Source organism: Streptomyces sp. NPDC050416, from assembly GCF_044458845.1.
Taxonomy (GTDB): Bacteria; Actinomycetota; Actinomycetes; order Streptomycetales; family Streptomycetaceae; genus Streptomyces.
In genome coordinates, this window is record NZ_JBITII010000002.1 from 916,308 (window position 1) to 931,936 (window position 15,629).

Genomic DNA, 15,629 nt, shown 5'->3' on the forward strand with positions numbered 1-15,629 from the left:
GTTCTCTGGTGGTCACCCAGTCAGAGGTGGTGATGAACGGGGAGGTTCCGTCGATATTTGCAGATTCCGTAACGAAGCCGTCAGAAGCGAACAGAAAGGGCTTGGGCCTATGCGCCGAACGCCTTGGCCTTCCCCTTCACCGGCTTGGCGCCGGCGAGGAGATGCGCCGGGACGAGATCGCGGGCCGGCTCGGAGTAGCCGACGGAAACGATCCTGTCGCCCCGGTACGTGAAGGTAGTCAGCGAGGCGAGCGTGCACTGCCGCTTGCGCGGATCGTGCCAGAGCCGCCGCCGCTCGACGTACGACCGGACGATCCAGATCGGCAGCTGGTGGCTGACCACGACGGCCTCGTGACCCCGGGCCCGGTCCTTCGCGGCGCTCAGCGCGTTCATCATCCGCACGACCTGGTCGACGTACGGCTCGCCCCAGGACGGCCGGAACGGGTTGACCAGGTGCTTCCAGTTGCCGGGCTTGCGCAGCGCCCCGTCCCCGACGCCGAACGTCTTGCCCTGGAAGATGTTGCCGGCCTCGATCAGCCGCTCGTCGGTGGCGAGGTCGAGACCGTGCGCCTTGGCGATCGGCTCCGCCGTCTCCTGCGCCCGCTCAAGCGGCGAGGCCACGACGTACGTCACATCGCGGGTCGCCAGGTGCTCGGCGACCCGGTCGGCCATGCGCCGGCCCAGCTCGGAGAGGTGGTAGCCGGGCAGCCGCCCGTAGAGGATGCCGTCCGGGTTGGCGACCTCGCCGTGCCGCATGACGTGGACGACGGTGATGTCGCCGTTCGTGTCGTGGGTCGTGTCGTTGCTCATGCCGTGGCCTCCGCTGCGGCTCGGGCCGCCGCCGGGAGGGCGTCGGCGATCCGCTGCACGGCCCGCTCGTCGTGCGCGGTGGAGACGAACCAGGACTCGAAGGACGACGGCGGCAGGTAGACGCCGTCGGCGAGCAGCGAGTGGAAGAAGGCGGTGAAGCGGAAGGACTCCTGCGCCTTGGCGTCCTCGTAGTTGCGCACGGGCCGGTCGGTGAAGAACACGGAGAACATGTTGGACGCGTTCTGGAGCCGGTGCGCGACGCCCTCCTTGGTCAGCGCCTCGGAGACGAGCCCCCGGATCTGCTGCGACACGGCGTCGACCTTGTCGTAGGCGGCGTCGTCGAGGAGGCGCAGCTGGGCGAGCCCGGCCGCGGTGGCCACCGGGTTCCCGGAGAGCGTGCCGGCCTGGTACACGGGCCCGGCCGGGGCGAGGTGCGCCATCACATCCGCACGCCCGCCGAAGGCCGCGGCCGGGAAGCCGCCGCCCATGACCTTGCCGAAGGTCATCAGGTCGGGCCGGACCCCGTCGACCCCGTACCACCCGGCCCGGCTGGTCCGGAACCCGGTCATGACCTCGTCGGAGATGTAGAGGGCGCCGTTCTCGGCGCACAGGTCCTTCAGGCCCTGGTTGAAGCCGTCCGCGGGCGGGACGACGCCCATGTTGCCCGGGGAGGCCTCGGTGATCACGCAGGCGATCTCGCCGGGGTGGGCGGCGAAGGCGGCGCGCACGGCGTCGAGGTCGTTGTAGGGCAGGACGATGGTGTCGCCGGCCTGGGCGCCGGTGACGCCGGGGGTGTCGGGCAGCGCGAAGGTCGCGACGCCGCTGCCGGCGGCGGCGAGCAGCGAGTCGACGTGCCCGTGGTAACACCCGGCGAACTTGATCACCTTGCTGCGCTGCGTGAACCCGCGGGCGAGCCGGATCGCGGACATGGTCGCCTCGGTCCCGCTGGACACGAGTCGCACCTGCTCGACCGGCTCCACGCGGGCGACGATCTCCTCGGCGAGCGCGACCTCGCCCTCACCGGGCGTGCCGAAGGACGTACCGCGGGCGACGGCGTCCTGGACGGCGGCGATGACCTCGGGGTGCGAGTGTCCGAGGATCATGGGCCCCCAGGAGCACACGAGGTCGACGTACTCCCGCCCGTCGGCATCGGTCAGGTACGGCCCCTTGCCGGACACCATGAACCGCGGTGTGCCGCCGACGGCGCGGAAGGCCCGCACCGGCGAGTTCACGCCACCGGGTGTGACGGCCGCCGCACGGTCGAACAGAGCCTGCGAGGCCGGTGCTTCATACGGATATGCCAGTTCGCTCATGACCTGCGACTTCTCCGACCTTCTCCGACACCGTCGGGATCCGGGTGCGTGTGACCTGTTCAGGGTAGGACAGTGCCCTGCAACCGGTCCCCGAACCTCTGTCGTCTGCGAGACTGGGGCGTGATACACACAGCTCAAACGGCCCAGGGTGGTCGGAGGCTGCGAAGATCCCGCGGGCAGATGTTTCAGCGCACGTTTCGGCGAGCGGCCGCGGGGGAGGTCACTGACACGATGATCGGGTTGCGCGGCGGGGGCGACGCGTCCTAGAAAAGCAGTCGGGTGGAGATATGCATCGCGGTGGCGGACTGGGCGAGGGGACTGATGACCTGGGTCCTCGACGTGCCCGGCGGGGAAGGCACCGGCGCGAAGCGGAGGACACGCAGGAAGCACGTCAGACGCAGGGGCTGCCGAGTGAACCGGACCGGCTTGACCGCCGTACTGAACGCCGAATGGACGATCTTCGGACGGGGAGCAGGAATGGTGGTCGGGTGGGGGTGACGTACAAGTACTTCGGCGCGCCCGACGGCGCGACCGCGGCCCGCGTCCCGATCTCGATGCGCCCCGAGGAACTCGGCGGCGACGAGCTCGGCATGAACGGCATGTTCACGAAGATCAAGCCGGAGACCATGGCGGCGATGGTCCTGACGGGCATCGAGGGCATTCCACTGCACAAGGTGCCGCCCCTGGAACTGGTCGTCCTGCACCCCGACTACGCGGTCGTGAAACTCCCGATGACCGTCGTCGACCCCCTGCGCGGCATCGGCGAGGAGTCGGTGGGCGCGGCGGCCTTCATCTGGTCGACGGTCCCGGACCGGGGCGGCCCTCGGGACGCGTTCAACGTGTACCAACTGCTGCACGAGTGGCAGGACTTCTCGCATCGGTTGCATGAGGCGGGGCATCAGCCCTACTGCCTTGTCTGGCCCTGAGCTGGGGTTTCGGTGGTTTTGGGGCGGGGTTTCCGACCCCGCCCTCGTCATGTGCTGAGGGGCCGTCAGGCGGCCAGATGAGGGCTGGTTGAGGGACCGCAGCTCGCGTCGCCCGAGGTGCTCGACGATGTGGTTGCGGACCGTCGCCTCATAGCGGAGGGCGGTCGTCGGACCGACGGAGTTGGCGTCGAGCCACTTCTGCGCGTAGGCGCCGAGCATCTGCTCGGTTCCCGTCCTGGCGGGACGCAAAGGCCGAGGCACTCGCGGCGTTCAGCTCGGCCTCGGCGGCACTGTGGCGGGAGATCGCCGAAGTGGACCCGACTCCATGCAGACAAGGCGACGCCGACGGGCGTATGCGGCCTGGACTTCCCGCCGGACGGGGCCGCCCGGCGCTTGCTATGGCCAGTGGCGCAGCAGCAGGCGCGGTGCATGTCGGGTGAGCCAGGCGCTGGCCAGGCCGATCGCGGCGCCCGCGGCGACATCGCTGGGGTAGTGGGCACCGCTTTGGACCCGCTCGGCGGCCACCATCGCTGCCTGCGCGGCGCAGAAGGCACCGGCCAGCGGCCACGATGGGGCGACGGCGGCGGTGAACGCCACGGCGGCCGCAGTGTGCCCGGACGGGAATGACGAGGAATCGGGACGGTCGTCGACCTCGCTGTGCGGGATCCACTCCTTGGGCGGCCGGGGCCGGTCGGCCAGCTGCTTGCCCACGGCGTTGGACGCCAGCTGCGCCACCGCCATCGCAGCCAAGCCCGCCGCCGCGGCCTTACGGCCTCGCCGGCCGCCCAGCCAGGCCATCACCGCGGCAGCGCCCCACCACAGCTTGGTGCCCTCTGCGGCTTCTCCCATGGCCGACAACGAGCGCGTGAGGCCGGGCGGGTCCCAGGCGGCCATCCGCTTCGTCAGGCGGCGATCACCGTTGTGCACTCCTGCCAGCAATCTCATGACCTGCAAGTATCCCGGGGTGGCTGGGCTCTCACACCATCATCGGGCCAGGCGTGTCGGTCAGGTGTCTCCCAGGCGGCGCCGGTCCTGCTCGTCCCACTTCCTGGTGTCGCGCGGCTGGGTGTACGGCTCCTTCTGCGGTGAGTGCCCGCCGGCGAGGCGCGGTGGCGGGCGATCATCAGGGAGAGCGCGCTCCGGATGGTGGGGAGTAGGTGCGGTGCGCGGGCGCCCGGGCGCGAGCCGTCGCTCTTCCCGTCCCGGGCGCCTGCGTGCGGGGGATCAGCGGCGGGGCCGCCGCTTGCCGGGCTTGTCGGTCCCCTCGGCCTCGATGCGTTCCTTGCGGACCTCACCGGTGACGGTTTCCTCCTCGGTGACCTCATCGGTGGTCAGGCGGACCCGTTCCTTGGGCACGGCCCTGGTTTCCACCACGGGCTCCTCCTCGTGGAGGGTGACCTCGTGTTCCGCCTCGGAGATGTCCGGCCCGGCCAGGGCATCGCCGCGATTCTCCCCGGTGATCGGCTCGCGCTCGACGCGGACCTCTTCGTGGCGCACGGGGATGGTCCGCTGCTCCTCCTCGGTGACGACGTATTTGCGCAGCCGCACGCGGCCGGCCTCGCGGCGTTCGGTGCCGACGTGCATCTCCTCCTCGGACCGCGTCATCGCGTCCTCGGGGGTGGCGGCGGTCCGGCCGGTGCCGGTCTGCGCCTGCTGCCAGGCAGCGTCCCAGTCGATCCCGTAGTACTCGTACAGGCGGTGTTCCTCCTGTTCGGAGAGGTGGCCGCCGGCATCGACATCGACGTTGGGCGCGTCCTTGACCTTGCCCTTGGCGTACGGCACCTCCAGGTGGTCCTCGACGACGGAGGCGTCGTGGATGGGGACGAAGGACTCGCTGGTGCCGAACAGGCCGGTCTTCACGCTGACCCATTCGGGCTCGCCGGTGACGTCGTCGAAGAAGACATGCCGGGCGTCGCCGATCTTGTTGCCCCTGGTGTCGTAGACCGGGTGGTCCAGCACGGCGGGGATCTGCTCTCGGGTGATCATTTGGGTTCTCCTTCGTTGATACGTGGATCCCCCCGGATGCGGAACCGGTGTCTGATCAGCGACCGGCACCGCCGTATCCGCCCCCATGGGCGCCCTGGGCACCGCGTGCGCTACGTGAGCGGGCCGCTGCGCTGGCGGCAAGGGCGAGCAGCAGGGCGATCACGCCCGTGATGACGTTGTTGGTGACGGTGCGGGTGGTGTCGACGTTGCCCGCCACCACCCAGGGCGCGATGATCGTCCATACGCCCAGGCCGCATGCGGCCCACGCCATGCTGTGTGTCCGGTCGTAGGCACGGCCGAAGCCGCCGCTCATCAGCAGCGCGTAGCCGATTCCCACGATCAGGTTGTTGATGGCGAGCCGGGAGAAGGTTCCGCCGGGGAACCCCGCGATCCACGGGGAGGCCGCGAGGTAGAGGCCCGTGAGCAGGGCGAGTGCCTCGATGGCTTGCGCCCGTGGGGTCGTCGCGGCGCGCTCGGCCAGCGTGTGGCGCTGGCGCATTTCGACGATGTCGGGGTGGGCTTCCATGGTCGACCCGGTCGACCCGTAGTTGGGTGACGTCCCTGCGATCACCTCCGGTGAGAGCAGCAGCGGGCGGTGTTCGGTCCGCCGGCCAAGGGACCGGCGTGGTGTGCGGGCGGGGTGGCGGCCTTGCCCGCAGGTCCGCTGGTGCGGTGTGCACGCCGCACGGGCGGTAGCTCGGTGGCCGGCCCGTGCAGCGGCGTCCCTACGGTCCGGGGCTGCGGGTCCGTCCGCGGGCTTCCTCGGCCGTGCTCTGTGCGGACTGGCGGGCCTGGTCGGTGACCTGTCCGGCTTGTTCCTGGGACTGTTCCTTGGTGGTGCGGGCGGCCTCCGCGGCGGTGTCCTTGACCTCCTGGGCCGCCTGCCGTCCGGCCTGGGCGGCGTCCTCCTTCAGCTGCTGCGCGGACTCCACCGCGGCCTGCTTGACCGGCTCGACGGCCTGGCCGGCCCGGTCCGCGATCTGGGTCGCCGCCTGCTGCTCGGCCTGGGAAGTGGGCACCAGCGACGCGGTCAGCAGTCCCGCGCCGAAGGCGATCAGTCCGGCCGCCAGCGGGTTGCCCTGGGTCTGCCGCACCGCCTGCTCGGGGGCCTGCCGCGCGGCCTCAGCGGCCTGCCCGGCGGCCTGTCGGGCGGTGTCGGTGACGCTCCCGGCCGCCTCACGTGCCGTGTCCGCGGCCTGCCCGGCAGTGTCCTGTACTGACTGGCCGGCCCTTCCCATGCGGTCGGTGACCTCGCCCGTGATCGGGGAGGCGCTGCCCATCACCCGCTCCCGCATCCCGGACAGCGCTCCACGGACCCGTCGGGCACGGCGTCGTGCCATCTGGCGGGGCCGGGCGCGATCGGCCAGCCGGGAAACGTCCTCGGACAGCCTCTCGCGGGTGGATTCGATATCGGCTCTTACCTGGTCGGGTGCCGTGCCCATTGCGCGTCCTCCTTCAGGGTCTCCAGGGTCTGCTCCGGTTTCGGCGACACGGTGCGCATCCGTTCACGGCCCCGGCGATACAGGACCGCTCCGATCACCGCCCACAGCGCGGTGACGATCAGCGCGGCCCAACCGAGGTCCATGACGTTGGCCAGGGCGAACATCGCCGCCAACGTCAGGAACACGGCCACCATGTAACCGGCGAAACCGGCGCCCCCGAACATCCCGGCAGCCTTGCCCGCCTTGGTCGCCTCCTGCTGGACCTCGGCCTTGGCCAGCTCCGCCTCCTGCCGGAGCAGCTGCTGCACATCCGAGGTCACCGTCGACAGCAGCTCGCCCACCGAGCTGTCCTGGCCGTCCCGCCCCCGTGACTGCGGGGACTGCGGCGAGACCGACGACATCTCACACCTCCCCCTCCGGCAGCTCCGGCCCTACGGCCTCTCCCGGCAGACTCCGCTCGACCGGATACGGGGTTCGAGCCGCTCGGCCCGGACCCGAGCCACCGGCCTTGCTGCCGGCCTTGGCAAGCCGCCCGACGGCGAATCCGGCCAGTACCGCCCCGCCCAGGAACGCGCCCGGCCGCCGGCGGGCAAAGTCCTGCAGGTCCTCGACCAGGCCCTTCACGCCCTGTTTGTCCAGGTAGTCGGCGGCATGGTGACCACGGTCGGCCGCCTGGGCCACCAGGCTCTTCGCGGGGGAATCACCGTCTGCCTTGTCCACAAGGCCGGCCAGGTCGTGCGACCACTGCCGCAGAGCCTCCGCCCCGCGCTGCACCTGGCTCTCGGCCTGTTCCGTCACCCGCTCCCGCAGATCACCAGCCACCGCGCCGACCTGTTCCCTGGCCTCGCCCGTGACGGACTTGACCTGCTCGGCGGCGGTGCCGACGACCTCACCGGCCGCCTGCTTGGCCTGACCGGCCGTCGCCGACGCCTCCTGCTTGGCTGTCTGCCGGGCCTGCTGAACACGCCCGGCACTCGCGTTCGCCATCTCGCTCATGGATCCCTCCTCCACTCGTCCCCACGACCCGCACCGCAGGGAACAACACCCGACTCGGTGCCTCCGCACACTCCCCTCGACTAACCACCACCCCACCAGCAAAACCGCTTAAATCACTGCAAAAGTGATTTATGCGGCAACAGGGATTGGTCATCCGTCTGCAGTGCCTCACCCGCAGAACTCACCGGATGCACCTGACCGTGCCGGGTGCCTGCGCGGCTCGGGTGGCTGCCGACCAGGCGGGGCCGGCCCTCTGTTCCCGCTCATCCGGCTCGAAGGAACCCGCTCAATGCGGCGCAGCGGCCGGTCAGTGGCGGTTTGCGGCACAGCGCGGCCAGGCGGAGCCTGAACCTATAACGCCTGCCCGATACCCCGTACCCAGGTCAGTCAAGGAGGGGGCCGGATATGAGCAGCATCGCCGACCGCATCACCACGTTGTTCCGGATCAAGGCGAACAAGGCGCTGGACGAGGCAGAAGACCCCCGAGAACTGCTGGACTACTCGTACACCCAGCAGATGGAACTGCTGGGCAAAGTGCGGCGCGGCGTGGCCGACGTAGCCACCAGCCGCAAGCGTGTAGAACTGCAGACGCATCAACTGCAGCAGTCCGCCGACAAGTTGCAGACACAGGCCCAACGGGCCCTGGCCGCAGGGCGCGAGGACCTCGCCCGGGAGGCGCTGACCCGGCGAACGGCCGTGACCTCCCAACTCACCGACCTGCAAGCTCAGCAGACATCGCTGCAGGCGGAAGAGGACAAACTCGCCCTCGCCTCACAACGCCTGCAGGGCAAGGTGGACGCGTTCCGCACCCGCAAAGAGACGATCAAAGCCACCTACACCGCTGCCCAGGCCCAGACCCGCATCACCGAGGCCGTCACCGGCATCAGCGAGGAAATGGGCGATGTCGGAATGGCCATGCAGCGCGCCCAGGACAAAACCGAACAGCTGCAGGCCCGCGCCGGCGCGCTCGACGAACTGATCTCATCCGGCGCACTGGACGACGCCACCCTCCCCGCCGGCCGCGACGACATCCAAGCCGAACTCGAGGCCATCACGGCCGGCACCGACGTGGACAGGGAACTGGCCCGGATGAAGGCCCAACTCCCCTCGTCCGCCACCCCACCGGCCGTCGAGAACCGCAGCCAGAACCGGCCGCCCGAACAGTGAAGGAGAAGCCGTGATCATCCGAATCCTCGGCGAGGGCCAGTACGACATCACCGACGACCAACTCGACGAACTCAACAAGCCGGACTCCGCTTTGCAGTCCGCAGCCGACGCCGACGACGAGGCGGCCTTCCACACAGCGTTGAACTCCCTCCTGGACGCCGTACGCAGACTGGGCACACCACTGCCGGACAACACCATCACACCTTCCGACCTCGTACTCCCCGACCAGGACACGAGCCTGCGCCAGGTGCAGGCGCTGCTGTCGGACGAGGGCCTCATCCCCGGGTGAACACCCCGCCGCCAAAGCGGGTGTCGTAGGGCAACCACGTCCGCCCCGGCGAGCTGCCCCTGCTCGACATGTACGTCACCGGCGTCACCCTGCGCGTCGCCCGCGGCAACGTGCGCGCCCACATCCCCGACGCCCTCACACCCGCCGCCTCCGGCAAGGTCGCCCCCGAACGGGTCGTCTCCCACGTCATCGACTGGGAGGACCTGCCGGCCGCACTGCCGGAGAAACACCTCAAGCCGGTCTTCGTCCGGGCAGATGTCTGACCGCCCCTGTTCCCCGGGGGCGGGAGGGCTTGTCTACGATCGGCCGCCATGGACTGGCTGGAGCGGATCGCGAACCTGAGGCAGTGGACCAGGAGCGGAACCCGCGCTCCGCACAAGCCGCTGCTGCTCCTGTACGCCCTCGGCCGGTTCCAGCGGGATGCGGAGGACGGCCTGCGATACAGCGCGGTGGAGCAGGATCTGCAGCGGCTCCTGACCGAGTACGGCCCGCCGAACAAGACGACTCCCGCCTACCCCTTCCACCACTTGGTCAGCGACGGCGTGTGGGAAGTGCGTACCGATCGCGGGCCCGGCAGCCCCGGAAGCGGGGTACGGGACCTTCGGGAGACCGGCGCCGTGGGGCAGTTGACGCCGGATCTGAGAGCGGCGCTGCGACGGGAACCGGAACTGCTGGGGAGGGTCGCGCGCTTACTGCTCGACCTGCACTTCCCGCCCTCTCTCCACAGCGAACTGTGTGAGGCCGTCGGCCTGGAACTGGAACCGGCCGAGAACCAGCAGCCGGCCGCGACGCGCCGGCAGCGGGACCCACGGATGCGGGAGCTGGTCCTGACCGCCTACGAGTACCGGTGTGCCTTCTGCGGTTACGACGGCAGGATCGGCGCGGTGCCGGTCGGGCTGGAGCCGCCCATGTGCGCTGGTGGGCGTTCGGCGGCCCCGACGAGATCGAGAACGGGTTGTGCCTGTGCTCGCTGCATCACAAGCTCTTCGACAAGGGCGTCCTCGGCGTGGGAGACGATCAGCGCATCCTGGTCTCACAGCGCTTCATCGGCCACAGCCCCGCCGCCCGCGACTACGTCGTAGCCCTCGCCGGCCGCCCACTCTTCGGCCCGCAGCCCGGCGTGCGCTCTGTCGCCGCAGCTCACCGCGCGTGGCACACCCACCAGGTCTTCCACGGCGAACCACGCCCCGCCACGGCCGCCTGAATCGACCAGGGCCCGGAAGGACGTCGCGTGCGTGGTCGCCACCCACAACCTCGCCATCGGCGTCGTCGTCGGCTCGGTCACCGCGATGGTCGTCTTCGCCAGGCGCGTCGCCCACCTCGCCGACGTCACCGCCGTCATCGACCCCGACGGTGCGACCGTCGTCTACCAGGTGACGGGCGAGCTGTTCTTCGCCTCCTCCAATGACCTCGTCGGCCGGTTCGGCTACGCCACCGACCCCGACAGGGTCGTCATCGACCTGTCCGCCGCGCACATCTGGGACGCCTCGTCCGTCGCCGCCCTGGACGCCATCGAGACCAAGTACGCCCAGCGCGGCAAGACCGTCGAGATCATCGGCCTGAACGAGCCCAGCGCCCGCATCCACGAGACGCTCAGCGGCGAACTGACCGGCAGCCACTGACCACGACCCCGGCCGTCGCCGCCTCAGGCCAGGAACTCCGCCAGCAGACGGTTGAGTTCGGCAGGCCGCTCGGTGGGGATGGAGTGATGGGAGGCGTCGGGCAGGGTGACGACACTCGCGTCGGGCAGGAGCCGGCGTGCGGCGGCCGCTACGCGCGGCACGTCGTGAGCCCGGCTGCGTTCGGCCAGGAGCACCAGGGCCGGGACGGTACAGGCCCTCACCCGCTGTGCGCTGGGGCGTCGCATGGCGACGACCTTCGACCGCCGGGCGGTGGCGGTGCTAACTCGGCATCGACCACTGCCCTGGTCGACCGGCTCGAGCGGCTGGGACTCGTGCGCCGGGAACGGGACACCCGCGACCGCCGGCGGGTGCTGCTGGTCGTCCAGGACGAGGCCGTCGACCTGGGCTGGTCGTTCTTCGGTCCGCTGATCCACGAGATGGTCGCCGGGATGCGGTCCTTCGAGGAGGAGGAGCTGGCCACGGTGCGGCGCTTTCTGCAGACCATGCGCGATGTGGCCGCCGCCCGGCGCCGGGGCCCGCAGGACGGCTCCGCCGGACGGTGAGAACACGGCGGGATGAGCCGGTCCCGGAAGGGCAGTACGTGTATACGTGTAGGGGGCGGGGCAACTCCCGCGCGCCACTGCCGACTTGGGGGGAATGGTCATGCGCGGCCTCACGGACTCGATCGAATCGGTGGAGCAGCTCGCCACGGTGTGGCGGGTCATGGTGCTCGACCGGGATCCGCAGGCGGACGTCCGCGATCTGCCGGGGGTCGCCGTCCGCTGGGCCGACTGCCGGTTCGCCTTCTGGAACTGCGTCACGCTGACCGAACCCGGCACCAACGCCGGGCTGCTGAAACAGCGGCTGGACGAGGTCGTGGAGGTCATGCGGGCGAAGAAGCACCCCGGTTTTCTGTGGGTCTTCGAGGATCTGCTGGACGACGAGGCACGCGCGGGGCTCGGGGACGCCGCCGAGCGCGCCGGGCTCGTGCACGCCTTCGCCGGGACGGGCATGGCGGGGGATCTGCTGCCCCTCCCCGAACCCGCCCACCCCGACCTGACCTTCGTACGCGTGACGACGGACGATCAGCTGCGCGCCTTCGCCGACATCAACTCCCGTGCCTACGGCTTTCCGCTGGAGGACGGCCGTGACGGTCTCGGCCGCTCCTCGCTGTGGAAGAGCCAGGTGTACGCCTACCTGGGCGTGCGCGCCGACGGCACTCCCGTCACCTGCGCCGCCACCGTCGAGGCCGACGGCCGTCTCTTCGTGCTGCTCGTCGCGACCGATCCGGCGTGGGAGCGCCGGGGGTACGGGGAAGCCGTGACGCGGAAGGCCCTGCACGAGGGCGGCCGGGCCACCGGACTGACCCGGGCGACCCTGCACGCCACCGCCGCCGGAGCGCCCGTGTACCCGCGCATCGGCTTCGAGGCGAACTCACCGATGCGGTTCTTCGCCCTCAAGAATTGATCAGCCGGTCCTTCCTAGGGTGCGCACGTCACTCGCGCACCTGCTCGCCGGCCCGCTCCCTCTCGTCCCGGGCCACCGGCGCGGTCGTGGCCCGCGGGATCACATACGTCGGCAGTACGACATGCCGCTCGTGATCCGCCCCGTCGTCGTCGATGAGCTTGAGCGCCAGCTCCCCTGCCGCCCGCCCCATGTCCGACGGTGACTGGGCGACCGTGGACAGGTCGAACCAGTCGGCCAGCGGCTGGTCGTCGAAGCCGAGCACGGAGATCCGCTCGGGTACGGCGATCCGTGTCTTGCGCAGGTTCCAGATGAGGGCGACGGCGACCTCGTCCTGCTCGGCGAAGACGGCGGTGGGCGGCTCGCGCAGGCTCAGCAGCATGCCGAGCACCTCGGCGGCGGCGCGCTTGTCGCCGGCCCGCGTGGAGACCACCAGGTCGTCGTCGAGCGGGACCCCCGCCTCGGTGAGCGCCTGCTGGTAGCCCAGCAGCCGTTCGTTGGAGCTGAAGGAGAAACCGCTCGCGCCCGCCGTCTGGACGAAGGCGATCCGGCGGTGGCCGAGGTTGAGCAGGTGCCGGGTGCCGTGCAGGGCACCGGCCACGTCGTCGACGTAGATGCTCGGGCGTCCTTCGACGTGCTGGCTGACGTAGATCACCGGCATGCCGAGGTCGTCCAGCCGGGCGGTCTCCTCGTCGGTGAGGTCGAAGGAGAACACCAGGAGCGCGTCGGCGTTGCGGCGTGCCGGGAGGTGCTCGAAGAACGCGGTGCGCTCGGCCAGGTCCGGGATCTCGTAGACGTTCAGCTGCATGCCGGCCGCCCGCAGCAGCGGGGCCAGGCTGGACAGGGCGGATCCCATGAACCAGGAGTTGAGCGTCGGGACCAGCACCGCAACCGTCCCGGTCCGGCCCGTGACCAGGCTTGCGGCCTGCCGGGACACGGCGAAGTTCAGCTCGCGCGCGGCCTTCTCGACGCGGGCCCGCACCTCCGGCGAGACCGTGGACAGGCCGCGCAGCGTGCGCGAGACGGTGGAGGTGGAGACCCCGGCCCGTTCGGCGACGTCGGCCATCGTGGGGTGCCGTTGAGCGGGAGGCATGAGCGGACGCTAGCACAGGGATTCGCTCTCCGGACCAGGAATGTGACAGCGCTTTCACAGAGATACGCCCCATACACGGCAGCGCATTACTCCCACGTAACGCAGTGTCTTCGCACAGCCCGCCCCTGGCTTGCAAGCGCTGTCCCGACGGGACCGGAGACACGGGCTTCCTGTGCCTGGTCAACCTCTCGACGGAGCCGTACGAGCTGCCCGCACCCTCCGAGCTCCTCTGACGACAGGGGCAGACTCCGTGGCACCCGAAACGCGTAGGCGGAACCGGCCCGGGTCAGTCCAGCCCCCCGCCCACCGTGAATCCGATCACCGCCCCGCCCCCGTCCCGGCGGAACGCGAAAGGTGCTCCGCCGTGTGCGAGGGCCACCTCGCGGACGATGGACAGGCCCAGGCCCGAGCCCGGCAGGGAGCGGGCGTCGGCGGCGCGGTAGAAGCGGTCGAAGATGCGGTCGAGGTCCTTGTCGGCGATGCCGGGGCCGCGGTCGAGGACCTCGACGCGGATCGTGCCCGGGCGGGCGGGCCCGGCCACGACGATCTCGATGGGGGCCGTGCCGCCCTGGTCGAACTTCACCGCGTTCTCGACGAGGTTGGACAGCGCCCGGGTCAGCATCCCGGGCCGCCCGTCCGTGGTGGTGTCGCCGCTCGCGCGGAGCAGGATCCGCCGGCCGCTGCGGCGCCGGGCGAGGCCGGCCACCTCCTCCGCGATGTCGGCGACGTCCACCCGCCGCGGCGGCTCGGTGTCGGACTGCCCGGCCGCGAGGTCGACGAGCTCGTTGACCAGGTCGGTCAGCTCGCGGGCCTCCTGGCCGAGATCGGCGACCAGTTCCTCACGGGTCCGGGGCGGGAGTTCGTCGATCCGGCGAAGCAGGGAGATGTTCGTGCGCAGGGAGGTCAGGGGCGTACGGAGCTCGTGGCCCGCGTCCTGGACCAGGCGGCGCTGGTCCTCCTCGGACTGGGCGAGCCGCCCCAGCATGCGGTCGAAGGCCCGGCCCAGCCGGCCCACCTCGTCGTGCCCGGTGACGGGCACCTGGATGCCGAGCCGGCGCGTGCGGGCGACGTCCTCGGCGGCGTCGGTCAGAACGACCAGGCGGCGCGTGATCCGCCGGGCCAGCCACCAGCCGAACAGGCCGGCGGCGATCACCACGGCCGCCATCAGCAGCAGCGTCCGCCGCTGCAGCGCCCGCAGCAGGTCCTCGACGTCACTGAACTCCTGCGCGACCTGCACCGCGCCCCGGCCGCCGCCGAGGGAGACGGTCGCGACGCGGTAGACGTCGTCGCCCACGTCGACGTCCTTGTGCTCGGCCACCCGCCCGGACGTCACGGCCCCGGCGATCCGTACGTCGGCGCCGGTGACCGGCAGTCCGGGGCTGCCCGGGTCGACGACATGTCCGTCCGGGCCGAGCACCTGCACATCCGTCCGGGCGGGCCGGACCAGGTCGTGGCCCGGCGCGGCGGACGAGAAGTCGCCGGGCGTCATGTGGTTCTGCCGCACCTCGTCCCGCAGGTCCTGCACGACCTCGTCGAACACGGTCTGCTGGTCCACCCGCACCAGCCGAGCCGCCGCGCTGTACGACAGGATGCCGACCAGGATCGTCACGGCCGCCGTCACCGCCGCGAACGACACGGCGAACGTGGTGCGCAGCGAGACCAGCTTCGGCCGCCGCCCGCCCAGCATCCGGCCGAGGCGGCCCACTCAGTCCTCCCGCAGCACGTAACCCACGCCACGCACCGTGTGGATCAGCAGCGGCCCGTCCGGCTCGTCGAGCTTGCGCCGCAGATAGCCGACGTAGACGGCGAGGTTCTTCGAGCCGGGGCCGAAGTCGTAACCCCAGATGCGGTCGTAGATCGTCGAGTGGTCGAGGACGATGCCCGCGTTGCGGACCAGCAGCTCCAGCAGTTCGAACTCGGTGCGGGTCAGCTCCAGCTCGCGGGCGCCGCGCCAGGCCCGGCGCGCCTGCGGGTCCATGCGGATGCCGGCCGCCTCGATGAACCGCTCGGGGACGGGCCGGGGCGCTTCGGCCGCGGGTGCGCCGCCGACGCCCACCGGGCTGGTGCGGCGCAGCAGGGCGCGCAGCCGGGCGAAGACCTCCTCCACGTCGAAGGGCTTCACCACGTAGTCGTCGGCGCCCGCGTCCAGGCCGGCGATCCGGTCGGCGGTCTCCACGAGGGCGGTCAGCATCAGGATCGGCGTACGGTCGCCCTCGGCGCGCAGCACGCGGCACACCTGGAGCCCGTCGATGCCGGGCATCATCACGTCCAGGACGAGGACGTCCGGACGGTTGCGGTGGGCCTGCGCCAGTGCCTCGACACCGTCGGCGACCGCCATGACCTGGTAACCCTCCAGGGTCAGGGCGCGCTCCAGGGCGTTGCGGATGGCGCGGTCGTCTTCGGCGAGCAGCACTGTTTGGGACACGCGTCCAGTGTGCCCCGCCGCCGGGTCCGCGGGACCGGATGAGCTGCGCCGGAGCGTCCTTCTTACTGCCCTCTCACCAGGGACGCGCAACCGCGGG

Annotated in this window: 17 protein-coding genes and 6 pseudogenes; 9 read left to right on the forward strand and 14 right to left on the reverse strand. The window is 70.9% G+C overall.

Annotation, left to right across the window (positions count from 1 at the left end):
* Window positions 1–107: 107 nt before the first annotated feature.
* The gene (locus ACIBL4_RS09315; RefSeq protein ID WP_399407971.1) at window positions 108–809 is read right to left on the reverse strand and encodes a histidine phosphatase family protein; all 702 of its coding nucleotides are present in this window, start codon (window positions 807–809) and stop codon (window positions 108–110) included.
* Window positions 806–2,122 carry a glutamate-1-semialdehyde 2,1-aminomutase gene (gene hemL / locus ACIBL4_RS09320; RefSeq protein ID WP_399407973.1) on the reverse strand — a complete coding sequence of 439 codons (1,317 nt, stop codon included), beginning with the start codon at window positions 2,120–2,122 and terminating at the stop codon, window positions 806–808. Before hemL ends, ACIBL4_RS09315 begins: the two co-directional genes overlap by 4 nt.
* Before the next feature lie 287 nt (window positions 2,123–2,409).
* Here hemL and ACIBL4_RS09325 point away from each other — a divergent pair, with 287 nt between their 5' ends.
* Window positions 2,410–3,048: a hypothetical protein gene (locus tag ACIBL4_RS09325; RefSeq protein WP_356925313.1), complete on the forward strand. Its 639-nt coding sequence runs from the start codon at window positions 2,410–2,412 to the stop codon at window positions 3,046–3,048.
* A gap of 78 nt (window positions 3,049–3,126) precedes the next feature.
* Here the strand turns inward: ACIBL4_RS09325 and ACIBL4_RS09330 are convergent.
* From ACIBL4_RS09330 to ACIBL4_RS09365, 8 genes and pseudogenes are all read right to left on the reverse strand, one after another.
* A pseudogene (locus tag ACIBL4_RS09330) lies at window positions 3,127–3,276 on the reverse strand (site-specific integrase); the annotation flags it as partial.
* A 168-nt stretch (window positions 3,277–3,444) separates the two neighbouring features.
* On the reverse strand, window positions 3,445–3,993 hold the full coding sequence (locus tag ACIBL4_RS09335; RefSeq protein WP_399407976.1) for a phosphatase PAP2 family protein: 549 nt from the start codon (window positions 3,991–3,993) through the stop codon (window positions 3,445–3,447).
* A gap of 60 nt (window positions 3,994–4,053) precedes the next feature.
* A pseudogene (locus tag ACIBL4_RS09340) lies at window positions 4,054–4,152 on the reverse strand (ribonuclease BN); the annotation flags it as partial.
* 120 nt (window positions 4,153–4,272) lie between these two features.
* On the reverse strand, window positions 4,273–5,034 hold the full coding sequence (locus ACIBL4_RS09345; protein WP_399407978.1) for a DUF2382 domain-containing protein: 762 nt from the start codon (window positions 5,032–5,034) through the stop codon (window positions 4,273–4,275).
* A gap of 55 nt (window positions 5,035–5,089) precedes the next feature.
* Window positions 5,090–5,560 carry an SPW repeat protein gene (locus tag ACIBL4_RS09350; RefSeq protein WP_399407980.1) on the reverse strand — a complete coding sequence of 157 codons (471 nt, stop codon included), beginning with the start codon at window positions 5,558–5,560 and terminating at the stop codon, window positions 5,090–5,092.
* Between the two features lie 199 nt (window positions 5,561–5,759).
* Window positions 5,760–6,476 (reverse strand): DUF3618 domain-containing protein, encoded by a 717-nt coding sequence (locus ACIBL4_RS09355; RefSeq protein ID WP_399407982.1) that lies wholly within the window; start codon window positions 6,474–6,476, stop codon window positions 5,760–5,762.
* Complete coding sequence (locus ACIBL4_RS09360; protein ID WP_399407984.1) at window positions 6,452–6,877, reverse strand: phage holin family protein; 426 nt, start codon at window positions 6,875–6,877, stop codon at window positions 6,452–6,454. Before ACIBL4_RS09360 ends, ACIBL4_RS09355 begins: the two co-directional genes overlap by 25 nt.
* A gap of 1 nt (window position 6,878) precedes the next feature.
* Entirely contained in the window at window positions 6,879–7,472 is a 594-nt protein-coding gene (locus ACIBL4_RS09365) for a hypothetical protein (RefSeq protein WP_399407986.1), read from the reverse strand.
* Between the two features lie 405 nt (window positions 7,473–7,877).
* Here ACIBL4_RS09365 and ACIBL4_RS09370 point away from each other — a divergent pair, with 405 nt between their 5' ends.
* The 5 genes and pseudogenes from ACIBL4_RS09370 to ACIBL4_RS09390 form a co-directional block, all read left to right on the forward strand.
* A complete protein-coding gene (locus tag ACIBL4_RS09370; protein ID WP_399407988.1) occupies window positions 7,878–8,639 on the forward strand; it encodes a PspA/IM30 family protein in 762 nt (253 codons plus the stop codon).
* Between the two features lie 10 nt (window positions 8,640–8,649).
* Window positions 8,650–8,928 (forward strand): hypothetical protein, encoded by a 279-nt coding sequence (locus tag ACIBL4_RS09375; protein WP_399407990.1) that lies wholly within the window; start codon window positions 8,650–8,652, stop codon window positions 8,926–8,928.
* A gap of 29 nt (window positions 8,929–8,957) precedes the next feature.
* Window positions 8,958–9,191 (forward strand): annotated as a pseudogene (locus ACIBL4_RS09380) (dehydrogenase); the annotation flags it as partial.
* Between the two features lie 48 nt (window positions 9,192–9,239).
* Window positions 9,240–10,132: pseudogene (locus tag ACIBL4_RS09385) on the forward strand (phosphorothioated DNA-binding restriction endonuclease).
* Window positions 10,133–10,154: 22 nt separating this feature from the next.
* Window positions 10,155–10,550, forward strand: a pseudogene (locus tag ACIBL4_RS09390) (STAS domain-containing protein); the annotation flags it as partial.
* Window positions 10,551–10,573: 23 nt separating this feature from the next.
* Here ACIBL4_RS09390 and ACIBL4_RS09395 read toward each other — a convergent pair.
* Window positions 10,574–10,795 (reverse strand): alpha/beta fold hydrolase, encoded by a 222-nt coding sequence (locus ACIBL4_RS09395; protein WP_399408151.1) that lies wholly within the window; start codon window positions 10,793–10,795, stop codon window positions 10,574–10,576.
* On the opposite strand from ACIBL4_RS09395, the pseudogene ACIBL4_RS09400 reads away from it, so the two are divergent.
* The 3 genes and pseudogenes from ACIBL4_RS09400 to ACIBL4_RS09410 all read left to right on the forward strand — a co-directional run.
* Window positions 10,715–10,879, forward strand: a pseudogene (locus ACIBL4_RS09400) (hypothetical protein); the annotation flags it as partial. The gene ACIBL4_RS09395 and the pseudogene ACIBL4_RS09400 sit on opposite strands and share 81 nt — an antisense overlap.
* Window positions 10,880–10,882: 3 nt before the next feature.
* Window positions 10,883–11,113, forward strand: a complete 231-nt coding sequence (locus ACIBL4_RS09405) for a hypothetical protein (RefSeq protein ID WP_399408153.1) — start codon at window positions 10,883–10,885, stop codon at window positions 11,111–11,113.
* A gap of 100 nt (window positions 11,114–11,213) precedes the next feature.
* Complete coding sequence (locus tag ACIBL4_RS09410) at window positions 11,214–12,017, forward strand: GNAT family N-acetyltransferase (protein ID WP_399407992.1); 804 nt, start codon at window positions 11,214–11,216, stop codon at window positions 12,015–12,017.
* 28 nt (window positions 12,018–12,045) lie between these two features.
* Here the strand turns inward: ACIBL4_RS09410 and ACIBL4_RS09415 are convergent, their stop codons facing one another.
* The 3 genes from ACIBL4_RS09415 to ACIBL4_RS09425 form a co-directional block, all read right to left on the reverse strand.
* A complete protein-coding gene (locus ACIBL4_RS09415) occupies window positions 12,046–13,080 on the reverse strand; it encodes a LacI family DNA-binding transcriptional regulator (RefSeq protein ID WP_399408146.1) in 1,035 nt (344 codons plus the stop codon).
* 313 nt (window positions 13,081–13,393) lie between these two features.
* Window positions 13,394–14,794 (reverse strand): ATP-binding protein, encoded by a 1,401-nt coding sequence (locus ACIBL4_RS09420; protein ID WP_399408148.1) that lies wholly within the window; start codon window positions 14,792–14,794, stop codon window positions 13,394–13,396.
* A gap of 18 nt (window positions 14,795–14,812) precedes the next feature.
* The gene (locus ACIBL4_RS09425) at window positions 14,813–15,532 is read right to left on the reverse strand and encodes a response regulator transcription factor (protein WP_399407994.1); all 720 of its coding nucleotides are present in this window, start codon (window positions 15,530–15,532) and stop codon (window positions 14,813–14,815) included.
* Window positions 15,533–15,629 lie beyond the last annotated feature (97 nt).